The organism is Halomonas sp. MMSF_3323, assembly GCF_030733595.1.
Classification (GTDB): Bacteria; Pseudomonadota; Gammaproteobacteria; order Pseudomonadales; family Halomonadaceae; genus Halomonas; species Halomonas litopenaei.
In genome coordinates this window covers 1-19,301 of record NZ_JASHIT010000022.1, presented here as the reverse complement: position 1 = coordinate 19,301, position 19,301 = coordinate 1, and the positions used below count along the sequence as shown (strand labels likewise).

Annotated in this window: 21 protein-coding genes; 2 read left to right on the top strand and 19 right to left on the bottom strand. The window is 53.9% G+C overall.

Annotation, left to right across the window (positions count from 1 at the left end):
- Positions 1 to 36 precede the first annotated feature (36 nt).
- Complete coding sequence (locus RBB39_RS12400) at positions 37 to 915, top strand: hypothetical protein (protein WP_045993219.1); 879 nt, start codon at positions 37 to 39, stop codon at positions 913 to 915.
- Positions 916 to 1,002: 87 nt separating this feature from the next.
- Here the strand turns inward: RBB39_RS12400 and RBB39_RS12395 are convergent, their stop codons facing one another.
- From RBB39_RS12395 to RBB39_RS12370, 6 genes are all read right to left on the bottom strand, one after another.
- Positions 1,003 to 2,337: a cytosine permease gene (locus tag RBB39_RS12395; protein WP_071211126.1), complete on the bottom strand. Its 1,335-nt coding sequence runs from the start codon at positions 2,335 to 2,337 to the stop codon at positions 1,003 to 1,005.
- Positions 2,338 to 2,545: 208 nt separating this feature from the next.
- The gene (locus RBB39_RS12390; RefSeq protein WP_045993218.1) at positions 2,546 to 3,550 is read right to left on the bottom strand and encodes a biotin-dependent carboxyltransferase family protein; all 1,005 of its coding nucleotides are present in this window, start codon (positions 3,548 to 3,550) and stop codon (positions 2,546 to 2,548) included.
- Complete coding sequence (locus tag RBB39_RS12385; protein WP_045993217.1) at positions 3,540 to 4,454, bottom strand: allophanate hydrolase subunit 1; 915 nt, start codon at positions 4,452 to 4,454, stop codon at positions 3,540 to 3,542. Before RBB39_RS12385 ends, RBB39_RS12390 begins: the two co-directional genes overlap by 11 nt.
- On the bottom strand, positions 4,451 to 5,839 hold the full coding sequence (locus tag RBB39_RS12380) for an acetyl-CoA carboxylase biotin carboxylase subunit (protein WP_045993216.1): 1,389 nt from the start codon (positions 5,837 to 5,839) through the stop codon (positions 4,451 to 4,453). The genes RBB39_RS12385 and RBB39_RS12380 overlap by 4 nt, the downstream gene beginning before the upstream one ends.
- Complete coding sequence (locus tag RBB39_RS12375) at positions 5,836 to 6,093, bottom strand: acetyl-CoA carboxylase (RefSeq protein ID WP_045993215.1); 258 nt, start codon at positions 6,091 to 6,093, stop codon at positions 5,836 to 5,838. The genes RBB39_RS12380 and RBB39_RS12375 overlap by 4 nt, the downstream gene beginning before the upstream one ends.
- Positions 6,094 to 6,174: 81 nt before the next feature.
- The gene (locus RBB39_RS12370) at positions 6,175 to 6,930 is read right to left on the bottom strand and encodes a 5-oxoprolinase subunit PxpA (RefSeq protein WP_045993214.1); all 756 of its coding nucleotides are present in this window, start codon (positions 6,928 to 6,930) and stop codon (positions 6,175 to 6,177) included.
- A gap of 132 nt (positions 6,931 to 7,062) precedes the next feature.
- Between RBB39_RS12370 and RBB39_RS12365 the strand changes: the two genes are divergently transcribed.
- Positions 7,063 to 7,971 carry a LysR substrate-binding domain-containing protein gene (locus tag RBB39_RS12365; RefSeq protein WP_045993213.1) on the top strand — a complete coding sequence of 303 codons (909 nt, stop codon included), beginning with the start codon at positions 7,063 to 7,065 and terminating at the stop codon, positions 7,969 to 7,971.
- A 95-nt stretch (positions 7,972 to 8,066) separates the two neighbouring features.
- On the opposite strand, the gene RBB39_RS12360 is transcribed toward RBB39_RS12365, so the two are convergent.
- The 13 genes from RBB39_RS12360 to RBB39_RS12300 form a co-directional block, all read right to left on the bottom strand.
- A complete protein-coding gene (locus tag RBB39_RS12360; RefSeq protein WP_045993212.1) occupies positions 8,067 to 8,525 on the bottom strand; it encodes a YcgN family cysteine cluster protein in 459 nt (152 codons plus the stop codon).
- A 4-nt stretch (positions 8,526 to 8,529) separates the two neighbouring features.
- The gene (locus tag RBB39_RS12355; RefSeq protein WP_083970450.1) at positions 8,530 to 8,832 is read right to left on the bottom strand and encodes a YcgL domain-containing protein; all 303 of its coding nucleotides are present in this window, start codon (positions 8,830 to 8,832) and stop codon (positions 8,530 to 8,532) included.
- A gap of 629 nt (positions 8,833 to 9,461) precedes the next feature.
- Positions 9,462 to 10,520, bottom strand: a complete 1,059-nt coding sequence (locus RBB39_RS12350) for a restriction endonuclease (protein WP_306169126.1) — start codon at positions 10,518 to 10,520, stop codon at positions 9,462 to 9,464.
- A gap of 559 nt (positions 10,521 to 11,079) precedes the next feature.
- Positions 11,080 to 11,259: a hypothetical protein gene (locus tag RBB39_RS12345; RefSeq protein WP_306169125.1), complete on the bottom strand. Its 180-nt coding sequence runs from the start codon at positions 11,257 to 11,259 to the stop codon at positions 11,080 to 11,082.
- Positions 11,260 to 11,262: 3 nt separating this feature from the next.
- On the bottom strand, positions 11,263 to 13,137 hold the full coding sequence (locus RBB39_RS12340) for a tape measure protein (protein ID WP_306169124.1): 1,875 nt from the start codon (positions 13,135 to 13,137) through the stop codon (positions 11,263 to 11,265).
- 10 nt (positions 13,138 to 13,147) lie between these two features.
- Positions 13,148 to 14,674, bottom strand: coding sequence for a terminase large subunit domain-containing protein (locus RBB39_RS12335; RefSeq protein ID WP_306169123.1), 1,527 nt, complete (start codon positions 14,672 to 14,674; stop codon positions 13,148 to 13,150).
- Between the two features lie 64 nt (positions 14,675 to 14,738).
- The gene (locus RBB39_RS12330; protein WP_108447635.1) at positions 14,739 to 15,764 is read right to left on the bottom strand and encodes a major capsid protein; all 1,026 of its coding nucleotides are present in this window, start codon (positions 15,762 to 15,764) and stop codon (positions 14,739 to 14,741) included.
- 27 nt (positions 15,765 to 15,791) lie between these two features.
- Positions 15,792 to 16,124: a hypothetical protein gene (locus RBB39_RS12325; protein WP_306169122.1), complete on the bottom strand. Its 333-nt coding sequence runs from the start codon at positions 16,122 to 16,124 to the stop codon at positions 15,792 to 15,794.
- Positions 16,125 to 16,134: 10 nt separating this feature from the next.
- Positions 16,135 to 16,506, bottom strand: a complete 372-nt coding sequence (locus RBB39_RS12320; RefSeq protein ID WP_108447633.1) for a hypothetical protein — start codon at positions 16,504 to 16,506, stop codon at positions 16,135 to 16,137.
- 4 nt (positions 16,507 to 16,510) lie between these two features.
- A complete protein-coding gene (locus RBB39_RS12315; protein WP_306169121.1) occupies positions 16,511 to 16,864 on the bottom strand; it encodes a hypothetical protein in 354 nt (117 codons plus the stop codon).
- Entirely contained in the window at positions 16,861 to 18,183 is a 1,323-nt protein-coding gene (locus RBB39_RS12310) for a hypothetical protein (protein ID WP_306169120.1), read from the bottom strand. Before RBB39_RS12310 ends, RBB39_RS12315 begins: the two co-directional genes overlap by 4 nt.
- Positions 18,176 to 18,469, bottom strand: a complete 294-nt coding sequence (locus RBB39_RS12305; protein WP_162816346.1) for a hypothetical protein — start codon at positions 18,467 to 18,469, stop codon at positions 18,176 to 18,178. Before RBB39_RS12305 ends, RBB39_RS12310 begins: the two co-directional genes overlap by 8 nt.
- Positions 18,462 to 18,824, bottom strand: coding sequence for a hypothetical protein (locus RBB39_RS12300; protein WP_306169119.1), 363 nt, complete (start codon positions 18,822 to 18,824; stop codon positions 18,462 to 18,464). Before RBB39_RS12300 ends, RBB39_RS12305 begins: the two co-directional genes overlap by 8 nt.
- Positions 18,825 to 19,301: the final 477 nt, after the last annotated feature.

Genomic DNA, 19,301 nt, shown 5'->3' with positions numbered 1-19,301 from the left:
GCCGCTTGAGCGGCCACTTTCAGAATAAGGAATTTCATGAACGCCAAACCGATGCTCGCCCTCACCGCTGCGCTATGGCTCGGCACCTCCCTCGTCGGCTGCTCCGACGACAACGAGTCCGAGACGTCCGAGGGCACGTCACAGCAGAGCGAAAACGTCACCTCCGGTAATGGTGGCGGCAGCAACGAGAGCGCAGACTCAGCCGGTGAAGACGACACCAGCGACGAACAAGGCGACGACATCTCGGAGATGAGCCCGGCGGATCGCCGCGAGGCACTGGAGCAGTCCCTGCGCGCCAACTTTGATCCCCAGCTCGGCGAGATTCGCTACCTGGTCGGCTGGAGTGACCTGAACGACGATGGTCAGGACGAGGCCGTGGTCCACGTGGTCGGCCCGATGGTCTGCGGCACCGGTGGTTGCGATACCCTGATCCTCGAAGCCCAGGACGACGCCTACCGCGTCATCAGCGCCCAGCCCACCACCCAGCCTCCGATCCAGCTTGGCGAAGCATCTCACGAGGGCTGGCGAGACCTGGTGGTCAAGCGCCACCTGGCCGCCGATCAGCCGGCACAGGCCCTGCACCTGCGCTTCGACGGCAGCAGCTACGTCGAAGCCGAGGGCAACGAAGGCGAGGCCGAGAACGCCACCGTCCTGATCGAAGACTTCAACAGCCTCGATGACGCCCGTCCGCTGTTCACCGGTGAGGGGGCCATGTCGGGGTCTCTCGAAGGTGACATGGAAGGCGAGATGGAAGAAGCGATGGAAAGCGAGCGCTCAGAGCCGGCGGTCGACCCCGGCGACGCCGCTACAGCCGCCGAACCGCAAGGTAGCGATGACGCCCAGGCTGACAACGAAGGAGAAAGCACAGAAGACGGCGACGACCGGCAGACGGACGCTAGCCACAGCGGCAATTGATCGCCAACACTCGGCGAAGCCCTCTTTGCCGACAAGGCGCCGGGCCTCTTCACGAGGCCCGGCGCTGTCGTTTCCCTATCTAGCCGGTCAGGCGGCGGTGGCTCCATGCCTGGCCAGACCACGCCCCAGGACATAGATCCCCCAGGCCACCACAAAGGACAGCGGTGCCGAGGCTCCGGCCAGACTCGGCGACAGCATCAGCGCGATGCCGACAATCGCCGCCAGGGCCCAGGCCGCCAGCCCCACAGGGTTGAAGGCGCTGATGTCAGCGTCCAGATCGACCTCGAGACGCCCATCCGGCGACAGGATATGGGCCAGTGCCACCCCCACCCAGGCCACCACGAACACGCCTTGATAGGCCAGGGCCGCCAGCAGGTAGCTGAACACGTCCGCCCGCATCAGCAGGTAGGCAAGCCCGCCCACCAGACAGCCGGCCAGGATCTTGTTGAGTTTGAGGCCGGTGAGCTTGCCGACGAAGGCCTCGAGATTGACCGTCGCCAGGTAGAAGTTGGCGGTATTGATGCGGCTCTGGGTCACCCACACCAGCGCCAGCCCGCCGAGCCCCATCAACTCTAGCAGCCCCAACACGATGGACGCCTCCGACAGGCCGTCGGTAGGCAGGCAGGCGTCGAGCAGGATCCCCACCACTCCGCTGAACACGAAGGTCATCAGATAAAAGGGAATGCCGAAGGTGACGCGGGCATGGAAGCGGCTATCCTCGACGCGACCGAAGCGGGCGTAGTCGAAGGTAAACATCATCAGCACCCAGACCCCCATGTAGTAGGCAAAGGTGGACAGCCAGCCGAAGGGACTGGCGCCTCCTTCGGGCACCCGGGAGAGCCAGCCGGAGGGATAGCCGAACTCGGCCATCGCCATGCCCACGGCGATCAGCATGCCGACGATGTACACCGGCAGCAGCACGCCGTTGAACTTGTCGAGCCAGTGCTGGACGCTGCCGAAGATCAGCGAGACTCCGACCACCACCACGATCAGGGTAGCGCTGGCCATGCCGAGCGAGGGCGACCACTCGGACAGCACCAGCGCCATCACATAGCCTTCGAATACCGCGTAGTAGAGCGCCGTGGCAAAAAAGATCAGGGTCGCGATCATCGCTCCCAGATGGCCGAACAGGACCCGGGAAAACAGCGCCACGGTCAGCCCGGTACGTATCGCATAGCGGCTGATCACCGCATTGATGACGCCGTAGCAGACCACCGTCAGGGCGATCCCGATCAGCGCGTTGGTGGTGCCGTAACTGCGGGCCATGGCGGCGGCCACCACCATGTAGAAGATGGCGCTGCATACCGCCCACCAGGCCATCATCAGATTGCCCCTGGGCATGCGTTGGTCCAGGGGCATGGGGCGGTCGGCGAAGTCGCCGGCGCCTTGCCCAGCCTTCTCGCGGGATGTCGTGTCGTTCATGGTTGTTGCCTCGTGCTGTTGTTGTGGTTGGACGAAGCCCTTGGACCGAAAAGCCAGCCCATACCTCGGTGACAGGGCTCGAGTGACATTCCGGGCAAGGGGAGCCCGGGCGGAGACATCTGGCTCCGCCGGGCAAAGTGGCAATTGCGGGAATAAGTGAGACGGGATCGAAGCACTCAGGCTCTTGCCTTCGATCCTTTTCAGCCGGCTAGTCGAGCGCCTGACCCTGGGCCTGGCCCAGGGCGATGCGCAGCGCCTCCAGGCGCTCGGCGTAGGCCTTACGCGCCTCCAGCGCCTGTTCGAGGGACACCTCCACGAAGCGCACCTTCTGATGGGGCTGAATCTGGCCCACCAGATCCATGTCGGCGCTGATCACCGTGCCAACCATGGCGTAGCCACCGCCGGACACGGCGTCTCGGTGGAGAATGATCGGCTCGCTGCCGGCGGGCACCTGGATCGAACCGATGGGATAGCAGGCATCGACGATGTTGGACGGGTCGTCACCGGCACCGAAGGGCGGCTCTCGCTCGATGAACCGAAGCGGTGTACCGCCCTTGAAGCGATAGCCGATGCGATCGGCCTCCGATGCCACGCTCCAGTCCTCCTGATAGAAGCGTTCCCTCGCCTCTTCCTCGAGCAGGTGGTCGTAAAGTCCGGGCACAACGCGCAACTCATAGTGCTTGGCAAAGCGCGGCACAAAGGCCTCGGGAATACGCCGACCGACTGCCGCGCGGGTTGCGGCGTTCGATTGACCGACGGGCAGCACATCGCCAGCCTTGAGCGGACGCCCCTCGTAGCCACCGAGGGCGCCGAGCGCGTAGGTGCTGCGGCTACCCAGACGCTCGGGCACATCGATGCCGCCTTCCACCGCCAGGTAGAGCCGCGCCCCGGCGCGCACAAAGTCGAAACTCAGCACGCTGCCGGCGGGCACCTCAAGCACCTCGAAGTTGGGATGGGGCTGGCCATCGATCTTCGGCACCATTTCCGCGCCGCCGGTGGCGATACGGCAGGCCTGGGTAAAGCGCAGCTCCGGTCCCATCAGGGCGCACTCGAGTACCGCGGCGTCCTCGGCGTTGCCCAGCAGCAGGTTGGCCGAACGCATGGCGAACTGGTCCATGGCGCCAGAGGGCGGAATGCCCAGGTGGTAATGACCGGCGCGTCCGGCATCCTGGACCGAAGTCGCAAGCCCCGGCTTGATCACTTCAATGCTCATTGAGCACCTCCTCGACGCGACGGGCCACGGCTTCGGGGGCCTCGCGATATTCATCCAGGTCGAACACGAATGGCGCGGTTTTCGGGCGGAAGCGCCCGGCCTCGGCAGCGGCCACCATGGCGTCGTACTCGCTGCGATCGACGGGCCGATGCTTGACGATGTCACCGGGGCGGAAATAGATCATCGAGTCGTCGATGTGGGGCTGGCTGCCGCTGGGATCGTAGATCGGCATGGGGGTCACCCCGAACATCTGATAGCCCCCGGCGCCGCGCACCGAGTAGATGCAGCTGAAGCAGCCGCCATAGCCGACGGTCTGCTTGGGCGTATCGGTACGAGGCCGCACGTACTTGGGCACCTCGATCTGGCGCTCACGGGGCACCATCTGGTACATGAACGGCAGGCCGGCGACGAAGCCCACCATGGACACGAACCAGGGACTGGCGCTGTGGGCCTCGATAAAGCCATCGACGCTGGCAAAGCCGTTGATCCTGGCGGCGTACTCCAGGTCGGTGCCTGACGGGTCCTGGTGGCGATCGCGAAAGCGCATCAGCGTCTCGTGGGTCCAGGGGTCGTTGTAGAGCACCGGCACCTCCACCACCCGGGTCTCCAGGCGCTGAACCTGCTGGCCGAGCACCTCGGCATCGATCTGCTCCAGAGTCTCGATCAAGCGTGACAGCGGCAGCCGGTCGGGATCGTAGCGCACCTGATAGGAGGCGTTGGCGGGACAGATCTCGGTCACCCCGGGGATCTCGCGCTCGGCAAGCCGACTGGTGATCGACACCCCGCGAAAGAAGGCTTCCAGGTTCATCGCCTCGGACAGCTCGACGAACAGGAACTCGTCTCCGGCGGCGCTGTAGCGTGCGGGCTTGGCCTGCCCGGGGTCACGCTGGGTGGATGGCTTCATGACGCTTTCTCCTGTACTGATGGCGCTGACGCCGCCGATGCTGTGCCCAGCCAGTGCTCCAGGGTGCCGGTATGGAAGTCGCCGCGACGTACCGCCTGGTCCTCGACCAGCCGACGGTGCAACCCCGCCGTGGTGGTGAAGCCTTCCAGCGTGAATTCGTCGAGGGCACGGCCGGCACGGACCAGCGCCGAGGCGCGATCCTCGTCCCAGACGACCAGCTTGGCCACCAGCGAGTCATAGAACGGCGGCATCCTGTAGCCCTCGTACAGGGCGCTGTCGACGCGCACCCCCGGGCCGGTGGGCCAGGTCAGTCGCTCGACCTGCCCCAGCGACGGAAAGAAGCCATTGTCCGGGTCTTCCGCGTTGATACGCATCTCCACGGCCCAGCCACGTATCGCGATATCGTCCTGGGCCACCCCCAGCGGCTCACCCAGGCATACCCTGAGCATCGCCCGCACCAGATCGACACCGGTGATCATCTCGGTGACCGGATGCTCCACCTGGATGCGGGTATTCATCTCGATAAAGAAGAACTCACCGCTGTCATCGTCGTACAGGTACTCAAGCGTCCCGGCGGCCTTGTAGCCGACGTGCTCGGCGAGCGCCACCGCTGAGGCGCAGAGGCGCTCGCGGGCGGCCTCGTCCAGCGCCGGCGATGGGCTTTCCTCGAACACCTTCTGACGCCGTCGCTGCAGCGAGCACTCCCGCTCGTACAGATGCACGGCACGCTCACCGTCGGCCAGGATCTGCACCTCGATATGTCGTGCACGCTCGATAAAACGCTCGAGATAGACGCTGTCATCGCCGAAGGCGGCTCGCGCCTCGCTCTGGGCCAGCGGTAGCTGGGCGCGGAGTTCCGCCTCGTCGGCAGCGGTGCGAATGCCGCGCCCGCCACCGCCGGCGGCGGCCTTGATCAGCAGTGGATAGCCGACCTCGAGTGCGACCTTCACCGCCTCCTCCACGTCGGCCACCGCCGACGGCGACCCCGGCACCACCGGAACACCTGCGACCAGAGCGGTGCGCCTGGCCTCGGCCTTGTTGCCCATGCGCTCGATCAATTCGGCGTCGGGGCCGACGAAGATCATGCCGGCCTCGACCACACGGCGCGCGAAGTCGGCGCTCTCCGACAGGAAGCCGTAGCCGGGATGGACCGCCTCGGCACCGACTTCCCGGGCTGCCGCCAGGATCGCCTCGATGTTCAGATAGCTCTTGGCGGCCTGGGCCGGGCCGATACATACCGCCTCATCGGCCAGTTTGACCGCCAGGCTGTCGGCGTCGGCCTCACTGTGGGTGACGATGCTGGTCAGGCCGAGTTCGCGGGCGGCGCGCACCACCCGCACGGCGATCTCACCGCGATTGACGATCAACAGACGGGTCGCATTCATGCCTCGCCCTCCGAAACGTCGATGACCAGGATGTCCTGACCGGCTTCCAGCACATCGCCGTCATCCACCTCGATGGACGCGATCTGGCCTGTCACCTCGGCCTTGAGTTCGCAGAACTGCTTCATCACTTCGAGCAGGCCGATGGTGTCGCCGGCCTGGACGCTATCACCCGGGGACACGAAGGCCTCGGCCTCGGGCGAGGGACGGCGATAGAAGACGCCGGGAAAGGGGGCTTGCTGTGTTTGCTGGGACATGAGGTCTCTCGCTTGTCATTGGAATTGGTTTGCGCTGAACACGATCAAGGTGAAGATGGCTGTGGCCAGGCGGCCGCAGGCTCAGGGAGCCTTGAGCTCGATGCTGGCATCGGCCAGCCGGCGGCGGATGGCGTCGAGCATCTCCAGCGCCCCGGGGGAATCGCTGTGCAGACACACCGACTGAAAGCTGACCGGTACACGCTTGCCGCTGGCGGTCTCGACCACGCCCTCGCGGGCCGCCAGCAGCACCTTCTCGGCTACCGTTTCGGGGTCGAGGCGCTGCACCTGCCGGACAAAGACGATGGAACCCTGATCGTCGTAGTCACGATCGGCGTAGAACTCGTGGACGCGCTGGATGCCCTCGGCCTCGGCGACCCGATCGATCACCGACCCGGCCAGGCAGTAGATCGGCAGATTGGCGTCGATGGTCATCAGTGCGCGACATAGCGCCGTGGCGAAGCCCTCGTCCCTGGCCGCGTGCATGAACAGGGCCCCGTGAAGCTTCAGGTGATGAAGGCCTAGGCCCTCCCGGGCGGCCAGTTCGCGCAGGGCGCCGAGCTGATAGATGACGTCATTGACCAGTTCATCGGCGGCGGCGTGAATATGCCGGCGACCAAAGCCGACCAGGTCGCGGAAACCGGGATGGGCCCCCACCGCGACACCGTGCTTCGCCGCCTGCTGCAGGCTATGGGTCATGATGGTGGGATCGCCGGCGTGGAAGCCGGTGGCGATATTGGCGGAACTGATGCCGGCCATGATGCGATCGTCGATGTCTCCGCCGATGCGCCAGGCGCCGAATCCCTCCCCCATGTCGGCATTGAGGTCCAGTGTTGTCATTGTGGGTCTCCTCGCGGGTGTTCCATCGTTGTATATGAGAGACGCCACTGATTGGAAATACCAATTCTTGTTTGGCATTATCAAAAAATCCGAATAACAGGTTCGAACAACAGAACTTGAGGGAGATCTCACATGGCGCGCAGTCCTTCCCTTCGCAAGCTGCGCTACTTCGTGGCGGTGGCGGAAAGCGGCAAGGTGACCCAGGCCGCGGTGGACCTGAACGTGTCCCAGTCGTCGATCACCACCGGGGTGCGGGAAATCGAGGACGAGCTGGGCGTCAAGCTGTTCGACCGACAGGCCCAGGGCATGGTGCTGACCCGCGAAGGCACGCGTTTTCTCGACCGGGTCAGACACGTCTTCCAGGCGGTGGACGAGGCCTTCGACTCGACCCGGGTGCACTCGCCGACGCTGGAGGGACGCCTCGATCTGGCCATGAGCTATACCGTGGCGGGTTACTTTCTTCCGCCGCTGCTGGCACAGTTTCAACGTCGCTATCCCGGTGTGACGGTACGCCTGCACGAGGCCTCGAGGCCGACGATCCAGGCCGGCCTGCTCGGCGGGCGCTTCGATCTGGCCATCATGTTGATCTCCAACCTTGAACCGGGTGCCCCGCTGGCCCAGCACCTGCTGATCCGATCGCCCCGCCGCCTGTGGGTCGCCAGCCACCACCCTCTTCACGGCAGGCGCGACGTTGGCCTGGCCGACGTCGCCCGCGAGCCCTATATCATGCTCAACGTCGACGAGGCCGAGCAGACCGCACTGCGCTACTGGGCACCATCGGGACTCGGTCCACAGACGCTGTTCAGCACATCCTCGGTGGAAGCGGTGCGCTCCCTTGTCGCCAGCGGCTCGGGCGTCAGCATCCTGTCGGATATGGTCTATCGGCCCTGGTCGCTGGAGGGCCGACGCATCGAGCACATCGACCTGGCCGACCCCATCCCGACCATGGACGTGGGCTTCGCCTGGGACCGCAAGAGAGCACTGTCGCCGCCGGCCCAAGCGTTTCGCGACGCCCTGATCGAGGCCATGGCGGCGGGCTGACGGCACGCCAGGTACCAGGGGCATGCCACAACGCAAGCGACCTCCCGAAGGAGGTCGCTATCAGAGATTGCAGGTGGCGTTGCCACAAGAGGCGTTCAGCCCTCGACCGGGATCACTGCGATGATGTGGTCCTCGAGGTCGGCCTCGTCCACCTCGGTCTCGGGGATGGCGAAGCTGCGCACGCTGATACCCTTGCGGTGGACCCGCTCGGGATCACCGCAGATCAGATGGTGCCAGCCGGCGAGCTTTCGTCCCTCGGCCAGCCGTCGGTAGGCGCAGGAGTGCGGCAACCACTTGAACTGGTGGGCGAGCTCGGGCGTCAGTTGGGTGCAGTCCGGCACCTTGGCGAGGCGATTGTCATAGTCGCTGCAGCGGCAGCTGTGGGTATCGAGCAGCCGGCAGGACAGGCCCAGCACCGCCAGATCGCCGGTGTCCTCGTCCTCGAGCTTGCGCAGGCAGCACTGGCCGCAGCCATCGCACAGCGCCTCCCATTCCTGCTGGGTCAGCTCATCGAGCGCGTAGCGCTCCCAGAAACGTTCTCTCAGCTCGGCCATGACGTCAGTAGCGGGCTTCGGTGGGGGTGCGATACAGGTCCAGCAGATACTCGTCCTTGGCCGGCGGCATCTGAAAATAGAACCCCTTTTCCTCGATCGCCGCCATCACCTCGGCGCCGCTGGCGCGCGCCAGCGCCTTGTCGGCGGTGAGGATCATGGTCATCACCGATACCGGCGTGCCGAAGCGCTCCATCAGCGCTTCGGGGACCCGCTTGAGCCCCTCGCGCTTGTCCACGTAGAGATACATCTCGTCCTTGCGCGAGCTCTTGAATATCTCGCACAGCATCTTGCCCTGCATCGTCGTCATGTCGGTCTACTAAGATTAACCTGTTGATTCGTATGGATAACACCGATCCTATGAGGGCATTTTACCATGTCACCTTTTGAATGACCTTCCCTATCGTCCTGCGCAAAGTGGATCACCAAAGTGGATCACCAAGAGACCTGTAGAGGGATGCTGCCCAGCACCTACCAAGGTCTACCTATCCCTATTGATCTTCATTGCCTAATTTACAGGTTCATGCATGGCAATAAGGATATTCCAGATGCCTATTGACGAGAACGGTGTTCATTCCTCTGTACGGCTCAATGTAGGGGATACAACCAGTATTCATACGAGCTTATTCCCAAACAATATACAGGTAGGTGCCCGTTATATATCGCCAATTGATTCTGATCACTGGATATTAAAGCCCGATGATGGAGGTGATACTTATCCTTGTGTAGTTCTTGTTGACGATGTTGTAGGTGACTATGTTCAGTGCGTAGTGGTAGAGACCTACCGCGATTGATAAGGAAGTCTACAAAGCCCCCTGTCGGTTACCCTTGCAGGGGGTCTATTCAGCGGAATATGACGGTTAGTCCCCAACACTCCCCCCCTACCAAGAGACCTGTAGAGGTGCTGCCCAAGTCTTCGTACAGCCCCTGCCGTGGTCACTACCGCGACAAAACCTTGAGCAAATCGAGAATTGACGCTTCTGTCATGGCTAGAACACCTGTCTTTTCTGCCAATTGCCAAGCTGATTTTGTATAACCAGCATTAGCAACAACAATTGCAAGACCAGTTCCATAATACTGTCTAGCTGAAAAAGCCTCTTGAACCGCCTTGTTACCAACTTTAGAACTATAGTGCTTCGCCTGAATAACTGCTGACAAGCCAATTCCCTTTACTATCAAGTCTGCACCTTGATCACCAGAACCCTTAGTCACTTCGGCATGCATAGTCGTTTCATTATTAATACGCGCAGCAAGGTATTTTTCAAACTCCCAGCCTGACATAATATCTAGCATATTTTCGTGTTCAGGTGGATTAGCGAGAAAATCTTCGTGTAATGTTTCGTCATCGCACCTTTTTAATTCTATCCATTCGCAAACAAATTCTATCCAGCAGGAAAAAAATGGATCATATGCCATCTCCTTATCAAAACAACTTAAAGAATAATCATAACGTTCACCGACTACCGACCTGCCGAAATCTAAAACCTCGAAAAAATTATCTGAAACATATTTTTCAACAAGTACACGATATTTAGAATTTGCATATTTTAAAAGTCGCCTTTTCCAACGAGCTTCACTTTTATCACCAAATTCATCTATTTCTACGAGATTACTCTTATCATTTAAAAGAACTTCTGCATCTTTAAAAACCCTATCACTCCAAACTCTAGCGAATGCATAAGACTGTAATATTTTAGCAAACAAAATAAAATCGATGTACTTCTCTACATTTACTGTATAGCTCCTAAGCCCAAACATCTTGGTGTGTCGAGACACTTCCAGATTAAAAGCTTTTCGATCAAGGAAAAAATCTATATACGCACCAGTAGGGTCATCGAAAAAAAGGTCGTAAGAAGACTTCTGAGCAACATATGCTAGATTCCATGGAAAAATGCCGTCACGAATCGATAGCTCATGATACCTAACAGCTAAGTCTTTAAGAGCCTTACTATGTGATAGAGCTGCAGAAACCCTATCAATATCAATCTCTATTTCCATCCCCACCCTCCTCTAAATACACTAAGCAGTATAGCATTGTATGCGAGAGCAGTTTTCAACCATTCCTATACTTGGGTTAATCCCCCACGAATACCCCCTCTAGAAACCATTTCCATAATCTACGCCATCCTTACCAAAGAATCTAAAAACCCTTGGCAATGTAACAGAATAATCTAAAGAAATTGCTTGCCATACTCTCTCAAGTAGTAGCAAAGACCTCGAAACCAATTCGCAAAATTATTGTTATGTTAAATAAGAAAGCTCACATGCTTAGAACAGTTGGTAAGCACCTCTCCCCTACTGCCGAAGGTACTGGCAAAAACTGGGGATATCTCTGTTAATAACTCATCAAGACTTATCAACACTGGATAGCAATTATTATCGATTAAATCGCGCAACTTTTATGGGACAAGCCCAACATATATTATTTATACCCTATACAACCACTCTTCCCTTACGTGTAACGACTATGCAAGGTATTAAAAAAGGGTATTGATCAATGATAGTTAATCACTAACCAGTACCCTTACAAGCTACTTACCACTTAATGTAACAAACGCTATTCATGCTCCAACACTGTCAACCTATCGAAAATCTCTTCAAGCTGTTGACTCTGGAAGACTTCATCACCATCTGTCCAGTCATGTTGAAGGATATTATCTTTATGGTCACTGTAAGCACCATGACCAATCACTAGGAACAGTGTTGCTACAAGAGCATAGAGAATCTTGATATGCATTGATTACCTCTCTGTCTTGGGCTGTGACATTGACGTTGTGCGAATAACCTGATCAAGATAGTGACCAATCTCATATTTAATAGCTTCAACATCTTGTGCACCATTGATCTCTAGAGTTGGTGAGATGGTCTGGTGATAGACGTTGGTTGTACCATTCATAGGATTGCCATTACGGTCGATAGGTGGTCCGAAGGGAACCTGATTAGGGTCACTGATACCACCTTGAGCATTAAGCATTGGTGCGATAGCTTGTCTAGCACGGTCCATATTGTTAGAAAGACCTTGGATAGTGTCGGGACTAAGCATCAGCATATCCGCACTCAGTGAACCTGATGATGGCCCAAATCTCACATGACTCAACTCCATAGCTGACGGTAGTACATAGTTGATCTTGTTGATCACACCATTGATAAATCTTTCTGCGATGTCGCGTAGGTGATCCACAAGGATATCTGAGATGCCACTGACCTTGCTCTCCCAAGATGTATCAGACCTAATGGTATCGATAATATCTGCTACCCTATTCACCCATACTGAAATGTCATTCATCACATCCGCGGTATTCATAAGCGGATTTTCGAAGTCAATTCCGTCAAATGATTCGGAAAGATTACCGATACTATTCAAAAGATTGCCAAAGGCATTTAGACGATCACGAGCAATAGGACCAAGATAGTCAAACAGTTCACCAAGCTCTTCAAAGAACTTATTCATGTTACCAAGAGACTCTTGCATCCCGGTGTAGATTGAACGCATAGCGCTATCAAGACCATGCTTATTCACGGTAGCATTTGAGAGAAAAGCAACGTTTCCTGCTCGCTGTTGCTCTGCCGCTGTACTGGTACGCCTGCTATCTAGCGCACCACCTACGTTGGCACGACTTACCATCAAATTCATCAAACTTGGCAAGAGCTTTTGGGCGCTTATCGCTCCTGCTTCCATTTGATTCATAAACTCAGGGATAGTCATTCCCATAGACTCTGCAAGCATTTGGCGAGAAACACCATGTTCGGTGAGCTGATTGACTTCCTGAGCTTGCAAAAAATTATTTGCACCGATTTGCCCTAGTGCGAGCTGCACAGAAGCAACACGATCTTGTGAGAGACCCATGCTGGTTGCCCATGCAGTCATCTGCGTGAACATCTCCATAGCCTGCCCTTCTACAGAAGAGCCTTTTAGGGCGTTAGACCATGAGCGATACCCTTCGGCTACTCCCATAAAGCTCTGCCCGAAGTACTGAGCAACGCCGTACAAATCCTTAAGTCGCTCGTTAGCACCCTGTACAGAGCCTTCTAGAGCGGTGAATGATGCCCTGACAGACTCAAGACGCTGGTAGGCTTCGTTAGACGAGTACATTGCCATACCTGTCCCCACAGCAGCAGCAGCACCCGCCATAGCTGGTCCTGACATCATCCTCGCGGCGCTGCCCATGGTCGCACCCATAGTAGCTGCCCTAGAGTGCCCAATACCTGACCTACCAGCAGCAACGCTAGAAGCACCACCAGAACGCACATGATTAAAGGCTGTATTCGCTTCAACACTGGCCTTTCTGAGGCTGCGCATTCGTGTATTCATCTCGCCAAGCAGCCTGTTACGACGCTCCAGGGAGACGTTACCAGCGTGGTACTCACGATTGATCTTCATGTAGTCTTGGCGTAGCTGATAGAGCTTTCCACGTTGACTGTTCAGACGCTTCTCAATAGCTACCAACCCTGCAATTTGGCCTTTTGTACGCTTGGTGGTATTGTCATGAAGCTTCTTTTCGTATTCCCTAACTTTCTTATTCGCGCTTTCAAGGCTTTTTTGGAACTGTCGAAGCCCCTTATAGTCAACCCTATAGCTAAGATCAGCATAGAGCGATGCGATTTTCTTACTCATAATTCACCTCTCAAAGTAGTGTTTTTCCGCCAAGTCTGCTCAACCTCTGACGTGCCGAAGGATCAGAACCAATCTTGACGTTGCTTTGGATCACTAGCTTATCGAGAAAGGTGTTAACGAGGTCCGCACAGCTATCTGGTACATCATCTTTTCTTGACCTTGTTGAACGTGATCCATCGAATAACTCAAGCTCTCGCCATTGGTCATCTTCGAAGACTCCACGAACAACATGTACTCTGCCCTCCTGTACCGCTTGGATGAAGGGAATGGCACGATTTATCTTAGAGTTGCTTGTCTTTTGGAGTACTGTCTTGCTACCGCACTTGAGAAGCTTCGCTTTTCTTTGCAGCGCAACCTGTTTACCTGCTGCACCAGAATCTACAGGAATACTAACAACGCACTGTCTACCATCTTCCCTAGCGGTCCTAAGCATGACTTCTTCAACCACTGCAAAAGACTCGAACATCCTAACCATATCGGTAATGTAAATATCACCAGTGTCAGGACTGTACTTACCTTTAATTCCCACAGTAGCATCAGGAGACATTTCACCATTCTCACCAATACGACTGGCTGCGAAATCCCAAGCCCTAACCTCTACCAAGTTACCTGTAAGAGGTACATCTGAACGGTCGATAAGGTGAAACATCTCTTTCTTGATGTAGCCTTTATGATCAGTACTCTTCCAGCAGCCATGAAGAAGCCTGTCGCGCTCATCGGGCTTGAAATTCTCCATAGTAGTGACTGCCATCTGATCGTATTTCAGAGCGAAAGGATTATCATAGATACGAGCATGTATCGCTGTGAAGGTCATCGCATTCTTAGCAGCGACCTCGCCAAAGCGCTCTTTCATTTCTTTCTTGGTATCAGCAAATACCACTTCACCATTAACTACCGAAAAAAAGACTTCCTTACCGTTCTTTTCGGGGATCTCAAAACCTGTCTCAGGGTCAACATAGCCAGCTTTCTCAAGCCATACCCGCATAAATGAGTGGTAAGATGGATTCCCAGTAGCCTTCATTTGCTTGGCTTGACGAGATGAACCACGAAGACGATTAAGCAGATAGAGGATGTCATCTTCGGTAATATCTGGATCACAAATCTCATCAACGACAATCATTGTATTGTTAGAACCCTGGTGTAGCTCTTCAGCTTTACCGGCTTGTAGATGTCCATATTTAATAGAGCTACCGATAGGGAATTTGAACGTATACTCTATACCATTAGAGGTCGCAGAGAACTTAGGGAACAGCTTTTTAGACATATCCCATAGACCACCACTCTGCTTGACCTTTCTCAACGAATCACGGATAACCGTTGCTGTAAAATATTCATCGTCAACAGCGCCTACTAGAAGATTCATTATACTGTAGTAAGTCTTTGCAGCGTTCTGTCCACCACCATAAAAGACAAAATTACTCTTGCAATTCACAAATCTTTCTTGTTTATCGCTTAGTGGCGCAATACAAGGAATATCTGAAAGAGTGTCCTGATCAATTGCTAGGGAATATGGACGCTCCTTTTTGTTATTAGCCATTACATACCTCCAAATAAAAAAGGGGCAAGGCAAGCGCCCCACCCCTTTCTTTAGATGCTTAAGATCAAGCAGCAGTAAAGCTCAGATCAACCACGGCTCCGGGTGCAGTGATCAGGGGTAGCCAATTACTCTCACTTTCGACATCTACATGCTGACGCTTGGCACCCATCTGCGAGTATGCATAGCGCTCTGCCAGAGGTGCAGACTGGAAGTCGATACGGCTAGAGGGACCAGCGAAGAAACTACCCAAGCTGCCGCCAGTGACCTTCGGGAACATCACACCAGTATCATCGGCAAGGACTTGATCGACGTTACCAGCACGATCTTGGAAGGTCTGGTCATAGAGGATGAAGTCGATATTGCCCCAGCGGAACACGCTATGCCCGTTAAGCTCGGGGATGTTCAGCAGCAGAGGATTGCCATTCGGGAACGCCTGACCATTCTGATAGGTCTCGCTAAGGGCGTTAGAAGTGACTAGAAACTCCCACATCTGCTCAGAAACCAGAGCCGTATAGCCCTGCACAAGGCCACGACCATTCACGCCACTGCGCGCCTTCTTCATAGCGCTACGCAGACCACCAAGCAGGTTTGCATCGGTAAGGTCTTCGGTAGGACGGCTGATGGAGAACTCGCTAGAGAAGTCCACTACCCCATGCACGTTTGAAGAGACCTGATTCTTGATCAGGGCAGAAGCCATCAGATATTCTTTGGTCAGGTCCAGGTGGTTAGATTGCTTCTCAAGCTCGGTAGCAATAGCCCGTGAAAGCTGTTCCTCACCTTCCTGTCCAAATGCACGAACACCGCTCAGCATCTGACGGGTAAGCGCCTTGGAAACGCTCTGATGCATCAGTGGAAGAGTATGGATGTCGTATTTGGTATCAGTGGTGCTGTTCTTCTCTTGCACGCCCATTAGATGGTCTTCGAGTACGTACAGAGAGCCGTCCTGTTGAACGTCAAACTGAATACTGTCACTACCCACAAGCTGTGTAGAGCCGAAGACGCCCAAGCTACCGATGAGGGTGGGCAGAGATTTCACCTTTGCGATGCTGGCTGTGCGATCAACTACTTCAGTGTTACTCAAAATACTCATAATATTGATTCCTATTTATATTTGTGATTAAAGCTTTACGACGACAATCTGCATTGCTCGCAGGAGGTCATTCACGGTGCCTTCATCGGCGTCCCCATACGCCAGCTTGTAGCCATCCACGGTGGTAGGCTGTCCATTCGAGAGAACAGCTACGGTGTCGCCGGATACACAATCCTTGGTGACGATGCCCATAACAGAGTCTGAAGTGGCAGAAACAGCACTACTGGGGCTCTCGATAATGTCGCCTTCACTGAAGTCAGCAGATACGACGACCTGACGCATAGTTACGTCATGCTCACCACCCATTTCAATAATAAAACTCGGACCGTTACGACCGATATTACTTTCCACTTTAGCCATTTTAATTACCTCAATTGCTGTATTTATCGTTTAGATATTGGTCAACAAGATCAACAAGATCCTGCTCTTCTTCAGCTTCCGCATCTAGTTCATGGTCAGCCTCGGAAGTTTGTTGCTCAAAGAACTCTTTGTGTTCTACAAGCTTCTGGATTTCAGATTCTTTGAAAGCAAGAAGCTCTAGAATTGAATCCGATAATTCATATTGATGAAGAAGTTCCATAGCAGGAAGTACCTGATCGACAATTTCATCTTTGTAAACGAACTTGATAAGCTTGTCTCGTAGGAACTCCCGATCTGCCTCTTCGGCAGCTTGTGTAGCTTCTTCAAGTTCTTTCTCTTGTTTGAATGCGCTAAACTGACGCATGTATTCCATCATACTCATAACCTTACTCCTTATTGTTTTGAAAGATTTCATCAAGCCAACACCATGATTTTTGTCCAGGGTTGATAATCGCTGGAATGATTTTGTTCTTCGCTTGGTTATCTTTCTCCATGTCCTTAAGACGCTGTTGTAGGAAGGTAAGGTTCTGTTGGTATACCTCAATACTTCCCGTTCTCTCGCGTGTTGGAGAAAGGCTTAGATAAGCAATGATGTTATTGGTTATCTCAATAGCAACCTCAAGCTCTGACATTCCCTCATTAAGGTAATATAGGTAAATGTCATCCTCGAAGTAGTAAGGCTCGTCAATATCACCTGTTAGAAGTCTGATTCGCCCTACGTCTGAAGTTGGATCAATCATAGTTGCTTCTCCTCATCAGCCCGCTCAACAGGATCAGCAGAACTCTCTGTATTGAGAGCCTTTGAATAATCTGCCATCGGAGCATTGCCGACTTCACGAAGATAAGATTCGATATTCTGATCAGGAGTAATTAGACCTGCCATGGCTAGACGATTGAAGTACTTGGAAACTGTCTCAAAGTCAGGGTCTTCGACATTCTCAAACTTAATCTTTGGAAGATGCTTATAGTCGAGACTGTTCAATTCAAAGCACTTCTTAATCACCTTAAGAAGCTGATCAGAGATTGTTGCTTGAATTGTTTTCACGAAGAGCGCCACGATATTTGATTTTTCTTCAGCTAGAGAATAACTACCTGAGGCACCATTACCAAGCTCTAGAATATTTGCCATCAAACTCATCAACATTTCGCTGTTCAATCGCTCGATAGTGCTGTCTGCTGTATAGTCGTTCGCTTGAATCTTTGAGATTGTTGAAATATCAAACTCTGATTGGCCACCATGGTTAACGTCACTTGGCATAGCAGCGTATGAACGGGCACCAGAATGAAGAAGCTCCATACTCTCAAGCAGATATTGCATATACTGGGCTTGATCTGCATCGCCTTCGTTGGTCAGATAACTATTCAGATACTCTGAAGGAGCCTTCAGCAAGAGTGTATTGCCGAATGATTTCGCAATTCCGATAAGTTGATACTGAGAAATCACTGACTTTGACTTATAAGGAACATAGGCAGACTGGAGCAGTGAGCAGCCCAAAGGTCGGTCTGTAGAGGGGAACAGCCTAAAGAATGCCAGCTTATCACCTCTGACTTCTACGGGCTCAAAGTTAAAAGATTCGATGATGTCTGAACCATCATAAGGATTGTTTACTTTTACTTTGGCGAGTTTACCTTGGTCGAAGCTCCACTTAGCAACGTCCTGTACGCGAATAGGGGTAAGATTCTTTACTGAAGTTATTCCACCCTCTCGCTTGTATGTACACTCGAACAAGGCACATCCATATGATAGAAACGATAAAATATTTCCGACAAATTCTCGCTTGGTATAGCTTTCTAGGTTGTCAAAGCTATCATTGATCTCCTGCACCACTTTCTTTTCAAAATTTGTTGAATCTTTATGTGGGACAAGTTCGAAGTCACGGTTCAGCAGACTCTTGAGGTACATCAAGGCTGCATTAAGAACAGGCTCGCTCTGCTCCATCTCAAAGAATGTCTTGAAAGCGTTATCGAGAGATAGCTCTTTACGCGATAGCTCAATAACTTCATTGGTAAGGTCTGCTACGCGTGTTTGTTCTGTTGATAGTGTTCTAAAATTAGCCATTATGCTCCTCTTGGTATTGTTCTAAACCCCGTCGAACTTTTGCTACGTATCGTTCAAAGGACATACGCTTTTGCGAATTCTCAATCATGTAGTATTCCTGAGATTTCAAATACAAAAAATGTAGATCGTAGGGGTGGTGGTTGAATAGATGCGATAGAAAATCAAAAGTGCCCTTTGTAGCAGGCACTGAGAAATGTTTATCCATAAAAACTAGCGCACCAATATCTTCAACTGATGAATATGGGCACTCTTCGCAGGGAGTGAATTCAAAATCGCTCTTAGCCATATACTGTCTCCCTACCCGCTTCCCAGTCATTAGCAAGCGGTTCAAGAATCCCGTGCAAGATATAATTGGCGAGATGAAGATTGAACGTTGGTTCTTCCTTCCACTGACCTAACGAACGTTGCCCAGCATCGATGATGAGCCACTGATAATACTTATGAGCCTCTTCAGGAGTCCTACAACGGGGCTTCTTAACAACATGGTGTTTACCACTAGGAAGGACGTAGAAAGGCGCATAGCGCTTCTTACCAAGGCATTTAACACCTACAGGTAGACCTTCAAGGGGCTTTTGATCACAGACCATACAAAGAAAGATGATGGCATCTGGAATGCCTTCGAATGCGTTGTAATCCATCATTCTTCCCCCTTCTTCTTTCCATTGCAGTTTACGCAGCAGCTATTGCAGGTATATCGGATTGTCTTATTCTGCTGACAGTTCCTGCAATAACCACCGATATAGAACTTAAAACCAAGTCGCAAGGCATCTTGACGTGAGATGTAGATATTCTGTTTGTTCATTTGCTTTTCTCCGTAGGATTATTATTTATATTGGCTTTCTTTTAAAGATCACCTAGATTAGCACTCACTAAAAAGCGGCAAGCATCCCTATCCAACCACTGGATAAAATAGGGAGACTTGCCAAATGCACCAGAAGTGCTCAGGAGGATTGAATCAGCAAATGACCAATCTAGGTAATCTCGAATGGATGCCCCCTAGCTAGCCAAGCCAGGAGGACTTTAGAGCCTGATAGGACAGGAGTAAGCGCCCGGGCATCACCCTCTTTCAGTGATCAGTCTGCCGGCTTCCAGTGCTGCGGCAAGAGTTCGTGGATCTG

What these genes read in the sequence shown, in the direction of transcription:
- RBB39_RS12400 (WP_045993219.1), top strand. Translation starts at nt 37, where the DNA reads ATGAACGCCAAACCGATGCTCGCCCTCACCGCTGCGCTATGGCTCGGC.
- RBB39_RS12395 (WP_071211126.1), bottom strand. Translation starts at nt 2,337, where the DNA reads ATGAACGACACGACATCCCGCGAGAAGGCTGGGCAAGGCGCCGGCGAC.
- RBB39_RS12390 (WP_045993218.1), bottom strand. Translation starts at nt 3,550, where the DNA reads ATGAGCATTGAAGTGATCAAGCCGGGGCTTGCGACTTCGGTCCAGGAT.
- RBB39_RS12385 (WP_045993217.1), bottom strand. Translation starts at nt 4,454, where the DNA reads ATGAAGCCATCCACCCAGCGTGACCCCGGGCAGGCCAAGCCCGCACGC.
- RBB39_RS12380 (WP_045993216.1), bottom strand. Translation starts at nt 5,839, where the DNA reads ATGAATGCGACCCGTCTGTTGATCGTCAATCGCGGTGAGATCGCCGTG.
- RBB39_RS12375 (WP_045993215.1), bottom strand. Translation starts at nt 6,093, where the DNA reads ATGTCCCAGCAAACACAGCAAGCCCCCTTTCCCGGCGTCTTCTATCGC.
- RBB39_RS12370 (WP_045993214.1), bottom strand. Translation starts at nt 6,930, where the DNA reads ATGACAACACTGGACCTCAATGCCGACATGGGGGAGGGATTCGGCGCC.
- RBB39_RS12365 (WP_045993213.1), top strand. Translation starts at nt 7,063, where the DNA reads ATGGCGCGCAGTCCTTCCCTTCGCAAGCTGCGCTACTTCGTGGCGGTG.
- RBB39_RS12360 (WP_045993212.1), bottom strand. Translation starts at nt 8,525, where the DNA reads ATGGCCGAGCTGAGAGAACGTTTCTGGGAGCGCTACGCGCTCGATGAG.
- RBB39_RS12355 (WP_083970450.1), bottom strand. Translation starts at nt 8,832, where the DNA reads ATGACGACGATGCAGGGCAAGATGCTGTGCGAGATATTCAAGAGCTCG.
- RBB39_RS12350 (WP_306169126.1), bottom strand. Translation starts at nt 10,520, where the DNA reads ATGGAAATAGAGATTGATATTGATAGGGTTTCTGCAGCTCTATCACAT.
- RBB39_RS12345 (WP_306169125.1), bottom strand. Translation starts at nt 11,259, where the DNA reads ATGCATATCAAGATTCTCTATGCTCTTGTAGCAACACTGTTCCTAGTG.
- RBB39_RS12340 (WP_306169124.1), bottom strand. Translation starts at nt 13,137, where the DNA reads ATGAGTAAGAAAATCGCATCGCTCTATGCTGATCTTAGCTATAGGGTT.
- RBB39_RS12335 (WP_306169123.1), bottom strand. Translation starts at nt 14,674, where the DNA reads ATGGCTAATAACAAAAAGGAGCGTCCATATTCCCTAGCAATTGATCAG.
- RBB39_RS12330 (WP_108447635.1), bottom strand. Translation starts at nt 15,764, where the DNA reads ATGAGTATTTTGAGTAACACTGAAGTAGTTGATCGCACAGCCAGCATC.
- RBB39_RS12325 (WP_306169122.1), bottom strand. Translation starts at nt 16,124, where the DNA reads ATGGCTAAAGTGGAAAGTAATATCGGTCGTAACGGTCCGAGTTTTATT.
- RBB39_RS12320 (WP_108447633.1), bottom strand. Translation starts at nt 16,506, where the DNA reads ATGAGTATGATGGAATACATGCGTCAGTTTAGCGCATTCAAACAAGAG.
- RBB39_RS12315 (WP_306169121.1), bottom strand. Translation starts at nt 16,864, where the DNA reads ATGATTGATCCAACTTCAGACGTAGGGCGAATCAGACTTCTAACAGGT.
- RBB39_RS12310 (WP_306169120.1), bottom strand. Translation starts at nt 18,183, where the DNA reads ATGGCTAATTTTAGAACACTATCAACAGAACAAACACGCGTAGCAGAC.
- RBB39_RS12305 (WP_162816346.1), bottom strand. Translation starts at nt 18,469, where the DNA reads ATGGCTAAGAGCGATTTTGAATTCACTCCCTGCGAAGAGTGCCCATAT.
- RBB39_RS12300 (WP_306169119.1), bottom strand. Translation starts at nt 18,824, where the DNA reads ATGATGGATTACAACGCATTCGAAGGCATTCCAGATGCCATCATCTTT.